Below are 16,366 nucleotides of genomic sequence, written 5' to 3'. Positions count from 1 at the left end.
GGATCGAAAGTCATGACTAGTGCCAGGTTCAGCCTCGCCGGTTCACTGCGAGCCCGTCTGCAGGACCCCCTGCGTCGGGGAGCGGACGCCTTAATCATCGGCACCGGAATCACTTCGGTCCTCGGTTTGGTCTTCTGGGTCCTTGCCGCGCGGTCGTTGCCAACGACGACCGTGGGCATCGGCGCCGCTCTTATTTCAACGGTGACCTTGCTAGCCACGTTCTCGACGTTGGGGATGGAAAACGGTTTGCTGCGTTTCCTTCCTGCTGCTGGGGCAGCCACGGGGCGGCTCATCCTGACCTGCTATGCATTCTGCGCCGGGGCCGCGATGCTTGCCGCCGGGATATTCCTGATGGGACAGCCGTTGTGGGCCGAAAAGATGGACTTCCTGCGCGAGAGCCCCCTGAGCATGATCATATTTGCCGTCGGTACCGCAGCCTGGGTGGTCTACGTTCTGCAGGACCAGGTTTTGGTCGGGTTGCGCCACCCCGGCTGGGTACCATTGACAAACGGGGCAAGCTCCCTGCTCAAGATCCTCGCCCTACCACTACTGGCCAGTGCCGCGGCGTGGGCGATTTTCGCTGCAACCATCATCCCGGCTGTACTCGCCGTCATCGTCGTCGGCGCGTTGGTACTGCGATTCGCCCGGAATATCGCCGCCGCCGATCCGAGATCAGCCACGGAAGCGAAAATCTCGATGTCGGCCCTGATGCGGTTCGCCGGACCGGACCACGTGGCGAACCTGATGGGGCTGGCAACGATTGACGTCCTGACACTCATCGTGCTGCAGGTCGACGGTGCCGAGGCCAGCGCCCACTGGTACATTGCGAGCACCATCGGATACACGCTTTACCTGATCACCAGCAACGTTGGCAGCGCCTTGATCGCCGAATCAGCCCACGATCCGGAACATTCCGTGGCCCATGCTCGGCGTGCCCTGCTGCACTGCACCCAGCTGGTGGTCCCTGCGGCAGTTATCGGCGTTGTGGCGGCCCCCCTTGCGCTGCGCCTCTTCGGGACCGATTACGCGGAGAACGCCACGGCGATGCTGCAGTTGATCCTGATATCGGCCATCCCCCAACTGATCGTAGGAATCAGCGTGAGCACGGCGCGCGTACGCGGGGACATGAAGACGGTCCTCGGAGTATATGCATTCACCGGGCTCGCCACGTTGGGGGGAAGCTGGATTGGCCTTGAACTGTGGGGCCTCACCGGTATTGGCATCGCCATCCTGTTCAGCCAGAGCCTTGTGGCCGCATACCTGCTCCTGTCAGAACGCACCGGGTTATGGGAAAGACCACAGGGGTGGCGCGGCATGCTCAAGTCAGTGAGAGGAACTCCCTTAGCGCGACGAACACGGCGTAACCGGAAACTGGCGCAACTCTTGGTGGAGCCGGCCCTCGCGGCGTGCGGGTTGCCTGCTGACCGGACGTCCGCGTTGTTGACCTCGGATTCCGACACGCTGGTCGTCGCCGTGAAGGGCGACGACCAGCTGCTGATCTTGAAAATCGCCACGTCGACGCTGGCCTCCCAGAGCTTGAAACAACATGCTGATACCGTGCGGCGACTTCTCGTGGGACTTGAGTCCGACGCAGGGGCCCTGCTTCCGCGTATAACTCGCCGGGCGCAGGTGCACGGGAATGAGGTCGTCCTCGAGTCGGCCCTGCCCGGCGCGACGGACACGGCCACACTCTGTTCTGATGCCGTGAGTGCGGCCGCGTATGCGGCCATCGGCCGGGTCCACGAGGCGACGGGCGCGTCGCGCGTTGTGGACGAGGATCTCTTGGACCTGTGGATCGATCAGCCGGTGGACGTCATACGTCGCTCGTACCGGCGCCCCAGTACCGCGCGTAATCTAGAGCGGATTGCGCGGGAACTCCGACGGGGACTAGGCGGGCGCCAGATGCAAACGGCTTTGGTGCACGGCAACTATTGGGGGGGGAAACGTGCTCACAACAATCACGCCTGAGGGCCCGAGGATCAGCGGCATCATTGACTGGGAAAACGCGACCCCCTGGGGGATTCCGGATACTGACCTGGTGCACTGGTGGCTTACGAACCAACCCGGAGAACTCGGTGCCATCGTTGTGGAGGCCCTGGCCAATCCCGAGGCTGTTCGTTCAGGATTGTCTGGCCTCGGCGCGACGCGGGCCAACGCAGACGTAAAGACTGAACACATCATTCTGCTGACGTGGCTTTGGCACGTTTCGGCAGGATTGACCCGGGCATCGCCCAATAGGATGGGACTTATGTGGGTCGCGCGCAATGTTTCCCCCGTGGTCCACCTGTTCGACGGAAAAGAGTCCCAGTCACCGAAGGGGACGCCGCAATGAAGGCGCCAGTCGAACACACTACAACGGCGCAGACACCCGCGGTGGATTCCCCATTGCCTCTGGCCGCGCCGGCGCGTACGTCCGCATCCATGCCGCCGCCGAGCGGTCGAATTCGTTTCGTCACGTTGCGGCGCAATCTGGTGTTCCTCGTAGTCCCTTTCGCGGCCGTTCTTCTGTGGATCTTTGGATTCCTGGATGCGGACCCCCGGAATATGGGCGCACTGGGCTTGCTGTCCCTGTTCAACGTGGCCATCGTTAGCGCCCTCGTGCTACTCATCGGCGGTTTCCTCTACAGTCTTTACCGGGCCCGTCCGGGATGGGTGCTGGGCACCTACCTCGTCACCTACATTGCCCTGATACATGCCACGCCGCCGCTGCTATACGGGACTCTTCGCTATTCCTGGGCATACAAGCACGTTGGCATCGTTGATTACATTCTTCGCACCGGCTCCGTGGATACCAGCATCGACGTCGGGCAGATCTATCACAATTGGCCGGGCTTCTTCGCGGGCAGTGCCCTGCTTACCTCATTGACCGAACAACCAAACGCCCTCCAGATCGCTGGCTGGGCGCCCTTGGCATTCAACCTAATGAACCTGCTGGTCCTGCGCTACGTTTTCCGCGGCATGACCCGTAACCGGTCCCTGGTCTGGCTCGGGCTGTTGTTCTTCTTCCTGATCAACTGGGTCGGACAGGAGTACTTCTCCCCGCAAGCGCTGGCCTTCGTGCTGTATCTCGGACTGATCGGTCTACTAATCCGGCACTCAACCCATCGCACTCACATCGCGCCCTTCGCCATAATCGTCGCGACGCTCGCTGTCAGCCACCAAATCACGCCCTTGATGATGCTCTTCGCCGTCAGCGCCTTGGTCGCAACTCGCCGCGCCCGGGGCTGGTACCTCCCGCTTGTCGCGTTTGCCCTCGTGGCGGCATGGGCTCTGACAGGTGCACGCGACTACACGATGACGAACCTGCAGGAGCTGGTCACGGAATTCGGTAACCCAGTGGGCAACGCCGGTCAAACCCTCGACAAAGCGGCGACATTGAGCGGCGCAGAGTTGCTGGTGGTATGGGGCGGGCGTTTCACCGTGATCGTGGCCTCAGCCGTCGCGCTCCTGGGACTTGGACGTCGAATGCACGGGCGAGATCTGCGGGTGACCGCAACAGTGCTCATGATCCTGCCCACCCTGCTGGTCTTAACGACCGGCTTTGGCGGTGAGGTCCTCTTCCGCGCCTTTTTATTCGCGGCGCCGTTCATCGCCTTCCTCGCGGCTGACGCCTGCCTACCCCGAAGTTCTCCTGGTTTCCCCCCGCTCAGTCTGCTCGCTGCCTCCATCACTGCTGTCCTGGTCGTACCGGGATTTCTCCTGGGTTACTACGGTAAGGAACGCCAGAACTACTTCACTCCCGCAGAAGTACAAGCGGCAACTTGGGTGGGTGCCCACGCACAACCGGGGTCATTGCTCGTAGAGGGCAGCACCAATTACCCGACACGCTTTCTCGATTACGAGAAGTTCACCCATGTCCCCATCAGTCTCGAACCAGGTGATTCAATCGTGCAACTGCTGGCCGACCCTGCGGGAATATTGACGGAGTGGCTCAATGACCCGCAATACACCGATGCCTACGTGCTCATCAGCCGGGGACAAACCCCCGCGGTGGACACCTTGTCGATGCCGGAGGGAAGCCTTGAGCGGATCGAGTTCGCGTTGCGCCACAGCAACAGTTTCCGCATCGCCTTTGAAACGCCCGACGCCGTGGTGTTCACTCTGTCAGAATCAGGAGCACAATGATGCGTGGACGAAACGCGTGGACCTTGGCAGCCGCGGTCGCTGTTTTTGCATTGCTTTGCATTCTTGCTGTTGCCGTGACAGAAATACGGCTGATTCTCATGGCCGCCTTCTGCCTACTGGTGCCAGGCTACGGCTGGGCCCATCGAATGCAGCTCAAGGATCGCGGTGACACACTGGCGATGACCGTCGTTCTCAGTTTGTGCGCTTCAGTATTGGTGGGAACCGCGCTGGCTGTTAGCGGCTTGTGGTCGCCTCTCGCAGGACTTATTATTCTCGTTCTCATCACATTAGGAGGATTCGCGCCCATACCCGGCGTTACGCCCTTTCGAAAGGAATTTAAATCCGTCTCGTTCAGCGTCCCGGCCAACGGAAGTACCTCGGACAGCGGAAATACCCCCGCGGATGAATTCCATCGTTTGTAGTCGGAGCTCCCCGCACCGGCAGAATAGCGTCATCGCCAGCGAGGAGGCTCGCTCTCTTACAGGTCCAGCTGTGTCTCGTATGCCGGGAAGACATGGAGCGTGGCACACTTTCACGTTCATTAAGCCTCGATCCACCGACCCGTTGTGAGGGTCCACGTGCCGGCGACCTCGTCGAAGATGGCGTCGGTGTATTCGATGCTCTTCCGCGCGTCGGCGGGGATGGAGGCGATGGCCCGATTCACGGCCGGATCCATGCGCAAGGTCACCGAGACATTGGCCCCGCCGGCCAAGGCGGCCGAGACAGGGGCGTATCCGTAGGAGGCCGAATCGAAGCGGCAGAGCACCGGCGTACCGTCGAGGACGCGGCCCAGGGCGGCTGGGGCGCCGGTGACCAGGTGCCCGGCTCCGCGGACTGAATTCGCCGCGCCCTTGCGCAAGCGTTGGGCCAGGATGACCGGGGCGGTGTCGGCGGTGGATGCGATGGCCAGGACGCCCGGAGTTTTGCTCAAATCGGACCAACGCTAGAAGCACTGAACTGGTGTTCCCATCGTGCCCATGCCACGGTGGAGGAAGTCCGTTGCTCGGGGCACGCCCAAAGCCATTTGGTGTTGGCAGGACATGGCGGGATGCGTTCGCCGGAGCTAGCATCGGATGATGAGAACGAAGAGGGAATTCCGTTGGGGAATCGTGGCCGGACTCATCATCGTTGGCTCGTTGTTGGCAGGATGCTCCTCCCCTGACATCGGCACAACGCCAGGAGACGTCCGGGTACGGCCAGCAGATGACCCAAGAGTTGGAAGCCATCCTGGTGCGAATTCGAAGCAAGGGATCCTGCTGGACGATGGTTTCGATGGGAATACGCTCGGAGCCTCTACTTGGAATACGTGTCATTGGTGGCAGGATCGCGGTTGCACGATCGTCACAAACAATGAGCTCGAATGGTACCTTCCTCAGCAGGTGCAGGTTTCCGATGGGGCTCTACACATGACTGCCGAGCGCAGCGAGATTTCGGCCTCCAACGGCAGGGATTATGCCTTCGCCTCCGGCATGGTGACAACTGGACCACCAGCCCATGACATGCCGTCCAAACTTCAATTCACTTACGGGAAAGTCGAGGTCAGGTTTCAGGTGCCTTCGGGGCGTGGCCTATGGCCGGCAATCTGGCTCCTTCCTGCAAGCGAGGACTCGCGGCCAGAAATAGACATGTTAGAAGTAACCGGTGAGGATACGGGCCGCCTGATCATGCACTTGCATCCAAAAGACAGGTCAGCGCCATCCATTGGGAAGGATTATTTCCTCCCGGAAGGGCGATCTCTGGCTGACGGTTGGCACACCATCTCCCTGGACTGGTCCCCCAACAAATTGACCTATCTACTCGACGGAAAGCAAGTATGGCAAGTATTAGGCAAGCAGGTGCCGGATGAGCCGATGTACTTGGTGATGAACTTGGCCGTCGGGGGAGATTATCCGGGAAATCCGGATAAGAACACCACGTTCCCGGCGGTCTTCAAGATTGACCGTGTCAGAATTCTAGGCAATAGCTGACTATGGAATGAGGTTGACTGCCCGTTACATTTATTCAGTCTCCGAAGGCTGGGGATATGGTCGTTGGAACCGGTATGGCTTTCTTGCCCTGTCATTGATGATCCGGGGGAGTTGTCGCCGGTTTCGGAGGCGCTTGTTGACCGCTGATAGGTACAAGGCCGGGCAGGGATGGTTTAGGTCTCTTGGGAGCGCCAGCGTGGACGAAGGATTCGATGATTACTGCGGGCTGGATGTCGCCAAGTCCGAACACCACGCCACGGCGCTGGGCAACGGCTGTTCGGCAAGCCGCTGCCACAGGATGAAGCCAAGCTGAGGGGATTGTTCAGCGGGCTTCAGCAGCACGGAAAAGTGCTGCTGGTGGTGGACCAGCCGAACACGAAGCCGGTGCTGAGAGCCTGGGTGGATCGGGCGCTCTCCGGAGGCAGCATAGAACTGACGGGCGCTGACCACCAGCATGCCCACGACCCCCGTACCGACACTTGTGACGCACATCAGGACGCCGCTATCGTTCGGCGCAGTAGCGGCCCGTTGACCGCCGACGAACGCAACGCGCACGTAGACGCCCTCTGGGAGGCGATGCTCGAGCCGCCCGAAGGTGCAGAGTACCGTCGCTCTCGACATCCGAGAGTCAGCCTCGCGGAATCACGCGCCGCAAAGAAGTTGGGCCTTCCACCTCTCGAAGTTCAACAACGAGCCATCCAGCTCTGGGGGCGCTCACTCGAGGCGGAGGCACTCACCAGGGCAGGCGATGACAGCACGCCCCAGGCCCGCGGCCGTGTCACTCGCGTGCTTGTTGACGAGATCCGCGCCGCAATAGAGGGGAGGACCAGTGCCTAGGCCGAGAATGGGAATCGGTACCTACGGCACCATCAACACGACGGAGGTGCAGCCCGGCAAGTGGCGGGCCCGTACGCGTTACCGGTACGGCGATGGCAAGGCTCGGCAGGTCGAGCGGTTCGGCAGCAGCCGGGCCAAAGCGGAGTTTGCCTTGAGGCAGGCGCTCGTGACGATCGAGGCCACCCGGGGTGGCGAACTCAAGCCGACGACGACGCTCCGCGTGCTCGGGCAGATGTTCCTCGAGCACAAGCGTGATCTGCAGCGCTCGGAAGAGACCCTCGAGACATACGGGTACGCCGTGTCAGCACACATAAGTCCGCGCATCGGTGACCTCAGCGTCTCCGAGGCCAAACCGGACCGGCTCCACAAGTTCATCAACGCCGTGACGAAGGAATCAGGCCACGGCGCCGCGAAGAACTGCCGTTCGGTCCTGAGCGGCATGATGACGCTTGCCGTAAGCAATGGCGCGATCCCTAGAAACCCCGTTCACGATATCGAGCGCATCGCCACGCCCAAGGGGAGGAAGGGTGCGTCTGCCATCACTCCTGGCGACCTCCCCGAACTGATGAGCAAGCTCAGGTCCGCACCGAGTTTGATCGAGCAGGACACCGTCGAGCTACTCGACTTCATGGTTGCCTCAGGCTAGCGGGTCGGTGAGGTATGCGCTCTTGACGTCTCCTCGATCGATTTCTCAGCGGGCACCGCCGAGGTGGAGGCAACCAACGTCAGGGTGAACGGAGTGGGCATCGTCAGGCAACCGGTTCCGAAGACGGCTGCCTCTCACCGCTTAACGCCCCTGCCCGGTCCGACAATGAGTATGCTGCGCCGCCGTCACGAGCGACTCAAGGAGCACACGACCCTGCTGTTCCCCACGGTCCAGTTGAGTCTTCGTGACCCCTCCAATACTCAACGTGAACTTCGCGACATCCGCCTCTCGCTTGGCTATCCAAAGCTGATGACCCACACCTTCCGCAAGACGGCGGCTACGATCCTCGACCGGGCGGGCATGTCAGCAGCCGAGATCGCGGCGTACCTCGGGCACGCGAATCCATCGATGACTCAGGACGTCTACATGAACACGCTCGAAGGTGAGACCCGGGCCGGCACCATCATGCAGGAGCAGCTCGCTGGCCTCATTTGAAAGTGCGGGGTTTACGGGCCCTTCGCAGATGAGCATGGTTAGGGCTGTTTGAGGACGGCGCCGCAGTTGGGTTTGTTTGCGGTGCGGCGTGGTGCGGGAGGAAGAAGGCCAGGGCCTCTTTGAATTGGTAGCGAACAAGCAAACCAATAACCAAAGAGACCCCGACATGAATAACTCTATGTCTTGTTCCGATGGCCGGTGGTGCACACGCGCGGACGCTCTGCTCGGTGTCGACGGCATTCACGTCTCCTTTGTCACGGCAGCCGAAAGGTCCCTGGTACTGGGCGTCGAGACCGGTGAGGATCTCACCGGTTGTCCGGACTGCGGCGTCGTAGCCGTGGGCCACGGCCGCCGGCGGGTTCGGCTTCATGACATACCGTGTTTCGGCAGGCCAGTGATGCTGTTGTGGGCCAAGCGTGTCTGGCGGTGCCCGGACCGTGACTGCCCGCGAACGACGTTCACCGAGGACCATGCCCTGGCCAGTCCGAGGGCGAAACTCACCGCAAGGGCAGCCGCCTGGGCAACGAATGCGCTGCAGCATTTCGATACCTCCGTTTCTGCCCTTGCCCACCAGCTGGGCGTCTCCTGGCACACGGTCTGGGACGCGGTGAAGAGTGAGGCCACTGGGCGGATCTCGGCGGCCGGCAGGCTGTCAGGTGTCGATGCGCTCGGCGTAGACGAGCATGCCTGGTCCCACAAAGGTCCTCCCGGCACGGGGATGGTCACCGGGATCGTGGACCACACCCGCGACGAGAACGGCGTGGTTCACGCCAGGCTGCTGGACCTCGTCCCGGGCCGGTCCGGGAAGGCCTACGCGGACTGGCTCAAAGACCAGGGCATCGGGTTCACCGCCGGGATCAAGACCGCCGCGCTGGATCCGTTCCGCGGGTACGCGAACGCGATCCGTGATGAACTCCCCGAGGCCATCACCGTCCTGGATGCTTTCCATGTCGTCAAACTCAGGTCCGCCATGGTTGATGAGGTCAGACGCCGGGTCCAGCAGGACACCCTCGGACACCGTGGACGCAAGGGCGACCCGCTCTACGGGATCCGCAGGACCCTGCAAATCGGCGCCGAACACCTCACCGACAAGCAAGCCGCCAGGCTCGATGCCAAACTCGCCCTTGGCGACCCCGGCCAGGAAGTCACCTCGCCTGGCAGTGCTACCAGAAGCTCCGCAACATCTACCACGCCCCTCCGGCTCGCGGACGGGAACTCGTGATCGAAGTGATCTCATCTTTTCCAACCTGCCCGATCCCGGAAGTCGCCCGCCTCGGCAGGACACTCAAACAATGGAAGGCCGCAATCCTGGCCTACTTCGACACCTTCGGCGCATCAAACGGCCCTACCGAAGCGATCAACGGCGTCATCGAAACCACCCGCCGCATCGCCCGCGGCTTCCGGAACTTCACCAACTACAGAATCAGATGCCTACTCTCAGCCGGCGGTCACCGACCCTATCGCAAGAACACCGTCAACCATGCCTAAATGCGAAGGGCCCCTTTTGTCAGCAGCACCATTCCGTTCACCCACGCCGGGTCCGCGTCCTACCCCGCCTTCCCTGGACCTGCTGGCATGAGTCCTGCCGGAACGTGGTGAGCAAGTCGTTGGCTAACAGGGCGCCGCGCCCTTACTAAAATGGCGAGTGGTAAAGAGGTTTCAGTGAAAATTGGGACTATCCGAGAACGAGGTTCCGTGGATGATCTAAGCTCCTAAGCATATTGTGCCTTCTGTTAAGGCCCCTTTCGGCGACTCCGCTCGCTGCTTTTAGCATTTGCTGCTGCCTGACGAATTCTTCCAAGACCGTTCAATGCGGAACGAGCAGCGGTTCTAAGTCGCGGAGTCCCCAACACTACTTTTAGCAGAGCACGTTTCGGGCTTTGCTGAAGCCGACGACATAATGCAGCAGGGGACTGGCGCTGAATCCAGCCTTCGGCCACCTGATCATCGAAGTTCTTGAACCACTGCTTGTATTCCTCGCTGCCCTTGCCGAGGTCTAGGCGAACAAGCCCGTCCTTGCCTGCCGTCTCGATAAGGTGAAGGAGGCATATCGTCCCTGGAGAGTAGGACGCGAGACCCGTGTCATAAGTGGGAAACCAATGGGCTAACCGATCTGGTGCCCAAAGCGAGAGGCATAGTGCGGCCACGCGCTCACCCGCCTCTAAACGAGTCAGACGCACCTGGAAGTCGTCCGTACGGGTGGCGAACAATTCTTCAACGAAGCCACAAAACCGATGATCCGCGAAACGGTCTTTGCGTCCGGTCCTTATGTATTGAGCCGACTTCCAGGACATCAATTGCGTGAGATCAGCGGGCGCCAGGGAGTCGAATACAAAGTTGCACAAGCCAACTTCGCGATCGAGTTTCCGTTGTTTCCGAAGCACCTGTCTGATGTGCGAGGAAGTCTGCCGCTTGTCCTTGAGCCATTCCTCAAAATTAGCGGCGAGGTCGACTACAGGCGTGGGCAGCAGCTCAGTCGGCCCTGCGAGCGAGAACAGGGACGACTGGTGCCCCGCTATATGATCGAATTCTAGAACCGCTAAGCCGCAAGCCTTGAGTAGTTCAAGTGGATCGAATGAATATTCTTGGCTACAAATCAACGCTTGAGTATCTGAGAGGTTGTACGCCAAAGTCTTCCCTACCTGAAAAAGGCGCTTCTCATGAGGGAAAAACCCAACGATGCCCGTCTCGTCCTCGAGGACGGCCACCCGGGCTGAATCGAAATGATTAGCAAAGGCGACTGCAAATTCAGGAGCGAGAAAAGGGCTGGCCAGTCGAGGGTCATCCTTCTGCCACTTGCGCCAGAGGTGCAACTCATCGAAACCGAGCTCATATGGTTTGCAGATCGAGACTTTCACATAATCAAGATACAGAGAACCGAATGGTGTGGCCATACTTAACTTCACCGCAAGGGCAGCCGCCTGGGCAACGAATGCGCTGCAGCATTTCGATACCTCCGTTTCTGCCCTTGCCCACCAGCTGGGCGTCTCCTGGCACACGGTCTGGGACGCGGTGAAGAGTGAGGCCACTGGGCGGATCTCGGCGGCCGGCAGGCTGTCAGGTGTCGATGCGCTCGGCGTAGACGAGCATGCCTGGTCCCACAAAGGTCCTCCCGGCACGGGGATGGTCACCGGGATCGTGGACCACACCCGCGACGAGAACGGCGTGGTTCACGCCAGGCTGCTGGACCTCGTCCCGGGCCGGTCCGGGAAGGCCTACGCGGACTGGCTCAAAGACCAGGGCATCGGGTTCACCGCCGGGATCAAGACCGCCGCGCTGGATCCGTTCCGCGGGTACGCGAACGCGATCCGTGATGAACTCCCCGAGGCCATCACCGTCCTGGATGCTTTCCATGTCGTCAAACTCGGGTCCGCCATGGTTGATGAGGTCAGACGCCGGGTCCAGCAGGACACCCTCGGACACCGTGGACGCAAGGGCGACCCGCTCTACGGGATCCGCAGGACCCTGCAAATCGGCGCCGAACACCTCACCGACAAGCAAGCCGCCAGGCTCGATGCCAAACTCGCCCTTGGCGACCCCGGCCAGGAAGTCACCTCGCCTGGCAGTGCTACCAGAAGCTCCGCAACATCTACCACGCCCCTCCGGCTCGCGGACGGGAACTCGTGATCGAAGTGATCTCATCTTTTCCAACCTGCCCGATCCCGGAAGTCGCCCGCCTCGGCAGGACACTCAAACAATGGAAGGCCGCAATCCTGGCCTACTTCGACACCTTCGGCGCATCAAACGGCCCTACCGAAGCGATCAACGGCGTCATCGAAACCACCCGCCGCATCGCCCGCGGCTTCCGGAACTTCACCAACTACAGAATCAGATGCCTACTCTCAGCCGGCGGTCACCGACCCTATCGCAAGAACACCGTCAACCATGCCTAAATGCGAAGGGCCGGTTTACGCGGGGTACCGGACGGTTAGACACAAAAAACCCCCGGGCTTCCGGGGGTTTCGTGGCTCCGACCGGCGTCGATCCGGTGACCTTTCGATTTTCAGTCGAACGGTGAAGAGCCCTACTTCCCAATGATTACGCGGGGCTTGCGCCCGCGTACCAAGGGTTTACCAGAGTAGCGCCTGAAATATCGGCTACCCCGCCAACCCGTCCAGCCTCGCAGCGGAATCGTAAAAGTCGTCGTCGAACAAGTCAGCATAGGTGTTGAGCGTGGTGGTTGCGTCCTTGTGTCCCGCGATCCTTTGAACGTGCTTCACATTCTTCGTTACTTGCAGATAGAGACTAACTGCAGTGTGCCGCAGGTCGTGAAAGACGGGCGGGTTGAAGTCCATGTCCCCGTGTTGCAATCGGATGTGCCGGAGGCTCAACAGCTTCTGGCGGAGGTCGTCGGACAGCCTCTCGTCGGTCGCCGCCAACCGCCAGAGTTCGGGTCCCGTACCTCCACCCAGCTCCAAGCCCTTGTCCTGCAGAACCCGCGCCGCAGCACCGGCCGTCAGATCCCCATACAGGGCTAGCCCCTTGCGGAGCTCGACAACCCCGAGCGCCGCCTGCAGCGTAGCGACGGCAGTTCCTGCCAGTTCCCTAGCCGGCGCGTAATAGCGCCGGGTGAAGTTCGAGTTCCTCATCGGCTTTCCTGCCGCTGAAGTGAAGATCAGCGCGCTGCTGTCCTTACCTGCGACACACCGGACGAGATCCGGTACGAGCGATGCGGGAAGGGGCACCTCTCGGCTGTCAGATCCTTTTGTCGCGCCTAGCTGTGGCTCTCCGTAGACCTCGGAGTAGGCGCGTTTCACGGTCGCCAGGGGGCGCGGCCCAAGGTCCAGGTCGCGTACCTGTAGGGCAGTGACCTCCCCCCATCTGAGACCAGTCAACCCCGTGAAACGAATCAGCAGCTCGTGGCTCCCGGCACAGGCTGCCAACCTGTCCAGCTGGCGAAAGGTGAGGTATACGGGCTCTCGTTGAACTTTGATTCTCGGGATGTAGTCGCGCTCACCGCTGGCATCCTTCGCAGGATTGAAGGCGAGCAGTTTCTGGCCGACCGCAAAATCAAGAATCCGGGCGAACTGCTTGGCAGCTCGTGCCCGAGTGTTAGAGGTAGCTGTCCCTCCGTCGACGCCTTTCATGGTCTGCGCCCACTCGGACACATCCTCGTACGCGATGTTACTGAGGGGATGATCCTGCCACCGAGGCGCAATCATCTTCTCGTACAGCCACCTGTATCCCTGTACCGTCTTCGGTTTGGCCGGGCCGCTACCTCGGGATCCCGCGGTTTCGATTCGAGCAATCCAACGTTCGTACAGCTCCGCAACAGTGATCCCTTGCGCCTTTTTCGGGTCCACGTAGCTTCGATTGCGGACTGCCTTCGTCTGCTCTTCGTGAAATGCCTGGGCTTCATCTCGGAGCTTGAAGCGCTTCGTCTTCCAGTTTCCCCTGTTGTCCTGATAACCAGCTTCCCAGCGATGCGGCTTCAACTTCGAAACTTCCGGCAACGTCGTTCCCCGCGCTCGAGAGAACTCCTTTTGGCGCGCCGCGAAGGCGCGCGCCTTGTCCTCCGTCTCATACTCGTTCCTCAGTCGCTTCCCGGAAATACTGGAGTAAGTGACAGCCCAGGCGAGCTTTTTGATCGCCATCGAGGTCAGTCCTCGTTTCCATCATCTAGACCGGCGAGATCCCCGGCACCTTCAGCGATCAACGCGGCCGAGATAGTTCCTGCGGGGAGCCGATACTCCTTGGCTATCGACTCCACAGACTTCCCATCCAAACGAAGCTGGCGCAGACCAGGGAACTTCGGGTCGGTGTACAGCATGCCCAGAGGTGTCACCTCTCCGGACGCTCGGCCTTGCTCCCCGGCCGTGAGTAGCAACCTTCTCCGAGCTTCCTTAATGCGTTGCGCCATCATGGCGGGCGAGATGTTCAGCTGTTCAGCGAGTGTTGCCGTGGCCTTAGCGTTCCCACGGCGAAGCTCCTCGCAATAAGCAACGGCCAGAGCGGCATATTCGGGGTTCTCTCGTGTTGCTTTCTTATCCTTCCAACTGTTCAGTCTCTGATTGATGAACTGTCGGCTCTCTCCCATGCGTCGCCGCATCTCCCCTCGCGCCTCTTCGCGTCTCTGAACCCGCTCGATGGCTCCCGCAAAAAGCTGCTCGGGCGTCTGCTCTGGCCAGCCCATCACCGCTGTCTCGGATCGCAATCCCCTGACGACTATTTGTTTACCGGACCAGGAATCACCATCTCTTACTAGCTCAATAGCAGCTGCCCATCCATCGCCCCGACGAATGACCATCGCACCATCTCCATAGATGCGCTCGAGGGGCATCGCTGAAAGCCGGCCATCCCGATGCCGGATCGAGCGGTCCAAAAATTCTGACAAGGAGGGGGCGCTGGACCTAAGTTCTGGCGTCATCAGCCGATCATATCGCTTCAAAGAAACTTCCTTCCAATCAAAGTTTGACAGCTCTTAGTGGCTGTCAATATTATCCATTTCTATCACCCTGAATCAGAGCGAGCAACTCTGATTCAGACTCGAAAGGATCATACTTTGCCTGACCCGAAAAATATCACCGGTCCCACCATGGGTGGGCTGGATGAGTCTGCTCTAACCAGGTCTATATACCTGACTCGCAGTGAGGCTTCGCTGTACCTAAACCTGCCGTCGAGCTGGCTGGCGAACAACGCAAGGAGAGGCCCGCGCTACATCAAGATTGGTGGGCACGTGCGGTACTCGGTGGCCGCTCTCGATGCCTTCATGGCTGCGCACGAGGGGAGGCACCCGTGACGGTAGGGAAAGTCGACCGGATGAGAATGTGCCTCGCTCACGTCCACGAGCCAGGACTTGGTGATCTGGGATCGTCTCTCCGACCCTGGCCGGCGACTTCAACTCAGAGATTGGTGTCTCGGTTATTTCGCCGCCATGCGGCGGCGTAATAGCCGAGGGCGACGCCGCTAGGGTCGGTGAGCCACCCCAACCCGCTTATAGCCGTCACCGTTCTTCCCCGACGGAAGCTGCCGGCGCCAACCGCCGCCATCGATACCCTCAGGCATTCATTCCGTTCAGGCGGCATGCCTGGGGTGTCGGGTAATTCCTCAGTCCTTAACTCCTATACACGGTCACCACTGAACGCGATCACGCTTCAGCGTGCCACTATCCCGAAAGGTAACGTCATGCCATCCCATCCCGATTCGAAACTCAGTTCCCGTGTCTCGCTCGACCTTGACAAAGCGAGGTATCGAGGACTGCAGAGATTCTGTCATGAAGCCGCAGAAGAACTGAACGTGCCGAAGGTTGCGCAAGTGGACGTACTCCGCGCGCTACTAACGCAATTGCAGGAGGAGCCGTACCTCCGTAAGCAAATCATCTCGAGGTTGTAAGGAGGGTCTAGTTCGTGGTGCCCGATCTGAATGCCACGCACCCCGTGAAATTTCGGGCACTAACGCCCCATCATTTTTTCCATCGTCAAAGGAGCCGCCGTCGGAACCCATTCTTCTACCTTCGATCTCTTCGAGGGTGTTGACGTCCTTAACACGTTGCCTAAGGAGTTCAGCCATGGCGCTATGGAACTAGCGCTCAGGCACTCACGCCTGAAGAAGGGCATCATTACCCTTCAAGCCATGCTCCAGTACGCCGACAAAGAAGGCTGGACCTGTGTTAGCAAAGCACGGCTTGCGGAAGAAACTGGTGTATCAACACGCACGGTCCAGCGTCATTGGGAGGCGGCCCGGTCGGCCGGCTACTTAACCTCTTTCGATTACCCCGAGGCGATGCGAAGAACCTCCGACCACTGGCTCAAGTGGCCCGGGATGCAAGCCGAAACTGATCCGTGGGTTTCCGGTTTGATCGAAGCGATCGAGCGTTACCTTCGTGATTTGGTGGAACCGCCGCTCGAAACCATGGGACCTCCGCCCTTCTGAGTTTGACAGCAGTTGAGATGTTTTGTCTCCCTATATAAGTAAGTATCAGAGGGCCAGCAACAACGACGGTTGGCCCGGTGAGAACGCTCCGTGGAGAACGCTCCGTGATATAGGTGAATGCTCGATGGCGGTGGACCCAAACCACACAAGCGATGAAGGGGGCCGCGGGCGCAGCCTCTCACCTGAAGGGTATGAATCCTTAGGTGTGGCGGGGCGGAGCCCCGCACCAACAGGATGCGAGTCTTTCAGGTGTGGCGGGGCGGAGCCCCGCACCAACAGGATGCGAGTCTTTCAGGTGTGGCGGGGCGGAGCCCCGCACCAACAGGATGCGAGTCTTTCAGGTGTGGCGGGGCGGAGCCCCGCACCAACAGGATGCGAGTCTTTCAGGTGTGGCGGGGCGGAGCCCCGCACCAACAGGATGCCA

At 60.4% G+C, this 16,366-nt stretch carries 14 protein-coding genes and 3 pseudogenes; 13 read left to right on the top strand and 4 right to left on the bottom strand.

What is annotated here, in order from left to right; all coding sequences use genetic code 11:
• Positions 1-12: 12 nt before the first annotated feature.
• Genes AC4D2M_RS08545 through AC4D2M_RS08530 form a run of 4 tightly spaced genes read left to right on the top strand, consistent with a single transcriptional unit; the run spans position 13 to position 4,547 of the window.
• Positions 13-1,968 carry a lipopolysaccharide biosynthesis protein gene (locus tag AC4D2M_RS08545; protein ID WP_490891245.1) on the top strand — a complete coding sequence of 652 codons (1,956 nt, stop codon included), beginning with the start codon at positions 13-15 and terminating at the stop codon, positions 1,966-1,968.
• Positions 1,946-2,332, top strand: a complete 387-nt coding sequence (locus AC4D2M_RS08540; protein WP_490891244.1) for a hypothetical protein — start codon at positions 1,946-1,948, stop codon at positions 2,330-2,332. Before AC4D2M_RS08545 ends, AC4D2M_RS08540 begins: the two co-directional genes overlap by 23 nt.
• A complete protein-coding gene (locus AC4D2M_RS08535) occupies positions 2,329-4,125 on the top strand; it encodes a hypothetical protein (protein ID WP_490891242.1) in 1,797 nt (598 codons plus the stop codon). The genes AC4D2M_RS08540 and AC4D2M_RS08535 overlap by 4 nt, the downstream gene beginning before the upstream one ends.
• Positions 4,122-4,547 (top strand): hypothetical protein, encoded by a 426-nt coding sequence (locus AC4D2M_RS08530; RefSeq protein WP_490891240.1) that lies wholly within the window; start codon positions 4,122-4,124, stop codon positions 4,545-4,547. The genes AC4D2M_RS08535 and AC4D2M_RS08530 overlap by 4 nt, the downstream gene beginning before the upstream one ends.
• 119 nt (positions 4,548-4,666) lie before the next feature.
• On the opposite strand, the gene AC4D2M_RS08525 is transcribed toward AC4D2M_RS08530, so the two are convergent.
• Entirely contained in the window at positions 4,667-5,056 is a 390-nt protein-coding gene (locus tag AC4D2M_RS08525; protein WP_490891239.1) for a hypothetical protein, read from the bottom strand.
• 178 nt (positions 5,057-5,234) lie between these two features.
• On the opposite strand from AC4D2M_RS08525, the gene AC4D2M_RS08520 reads away from it, so the two are divergent.
• From AC4D2M_RS08520 to AC4D2M_RS08500, 5 genes and pseudogenes are all read left to right on the top strand, one after another.
• Positions 5,235-6,092 (top strand): glycoside hydrolase family 16 protein, encoded by an 858-nt coding sequence (locus tag AC4D2M_RS08520; protein WP_490891237.1) that lies wholly within the window; start codon positions 5,235-5,237, stop codon positions 6,090-6,092.
• 196 nt (positions 6,093-6,288) lie between these two features.
• A pseudogene (locus AC4D2M_RS08515) lies at positions 6,289-6,477 on the top strand (IS110 family transposase); the annotation flags it as partial.
• A 459-nt stretch (positions 6,478-6,936) separates the two neighbouring features.
• Positions 6,937-7,575 (top strand): phage integrase central domain-containing protein, encoded by a 639-nt coding sequence (locus AC4D2M_RS08510; protein WP_490891236.1) that lies wholly within the window; start codon positions 6,937-6,939, stop codon positions 7,573-7,575.
• 12 nt (positions 7,576-7,587) lie between these two features.
• Positions 7,588-8,070, top strand: a pseudogene (locus AC4D2M_RS08505) (tyrosine-type recombinase/integrase); the annotation flags it as partial.
• Positions 8,071-8,236: 166 nt separating this feature from the next.
• Positions 8,237-9,558, top strand: a pseudogene (locus tag AC4D2M_RS08500) (ISL3 family transposase).
• Positions 9,559-9,803: 245 nt separating this feature from the next.
• Here the strand turns inward: AC4D2M_RS08500 and AC4D2M_RS08495 are convergent.
• On the bottom strand, positions 9,804-10,964 hold the full coding sequence (locus tag AC4D2M_RS08495; protein WP_490891235.1) for a GNAT family N-acetyltransferase: 1,161 nt from the start codon (positions 10,962-10,964) through the stop codon (positions 9,804-9,806).
• Between AC4D2M_RS08495 and AC4D2M_RS08490 the strand changes: the two genes are divergently transcribed.
• Both AC4D2M_RS08490 and AC4D2M_RS08485 read left to right on the top strand, forming a co-directional pair.
• The gene (locus AC4D2M_RS08490) at positions 10,957-11,697 is read left to right on the top strand and encodes an ISL3 family transposase (protein ID WP_490891234.1); all 741 of its coding nucleotides are present in this window, start codon (positions 10,957-10,959) and stop codon (positions 11,695-11,697) included. The genes AC4D2M_RS08495 and AC4D2M_RS08490 overlap by 8 nt on opposite strands.
• A complete protein-coding gene (locus tag AC4D2M_RS08485) occupies positions 11,658-11,963 on the top strand; it encodes an ISL3 family transposase (protein ID WP_490891394.1) in 306 nt (101 codons plus the stop codon). Before AC4D2M_RS08490 ends, AC4D2M_RS08485 begins: the two co-directional genes overlap by 40 nt.
• Positions 11,964-12,167: 204 nt before the next feature.
• On the opposite strand, the gene AC4D2M_RS08480 is transcribed toward AC4D2M_RS08485, so the two are convergent.
• Together AC4D2M_RS08480 and AC4D2M_RS08475 are read right to left on the bottom strand one after the other, a co-directional pair.
• Positions 12,168-13,664, bottom strand: a complete 1,497-nt coding sequence (locus AC4D2M_RS08480) for a tyrosine-type recombinase/integrase (protein WP_490891233.1) — start codon at positions 13,662-13,664, stop codon at positions 12,168-12,170.
• A 5-nt stretch (positions 13,665-13,669) separates the two neighbouring features.
• Entirely contained in the window at positions 13,670-14,437 is a 768-nt protein-coding gene (locus AC4D2M_RS08475) for a hypothetical protein (protein ID WP_490891232.1), read from the bottom strand.
• 135 nt (positions 14,438-14,572) lie between these two features.
• On the opposite strand from AC4D2M_RS08475, the gene AC4D2M_RS08470 reads away from it, so the two are divergent.
• Together AC4D2M_RS08470 and AC4D2M_RS08465 are read left to right on the top strand one after the other, a co-directional pair.
• Positions 14,573-14,809, top strand: a complete 237-nt coding sequence (locus tag AC4D2M_RS08470; RefSeq protein WP_490891230.1) for a helix-turn-helix domain-containing protein — start codon at positions 14,573-14,575, stop codon at positions 14,807-14,809.
• Between the two features lie 776 nt (positions 14,810-15,585).
• Entirely contained in the window at positions 15,586-15,942 is a 357-nt protein-coding gene (locus AC4D2M_RS08465; RefSeq protein ID WP_490891228.1) for a helix-turn-helix domain-containing protein, read from the top strand.
• Positions 15,943-16,366: the final 424 nt, after the last annotated feature.

The organism is Arthrobacter sp. TJ-270 (assembly GCF_058269075.1).
This window is presented reverse-complemented; position numbering and strand designations above follow the sequence as displayed.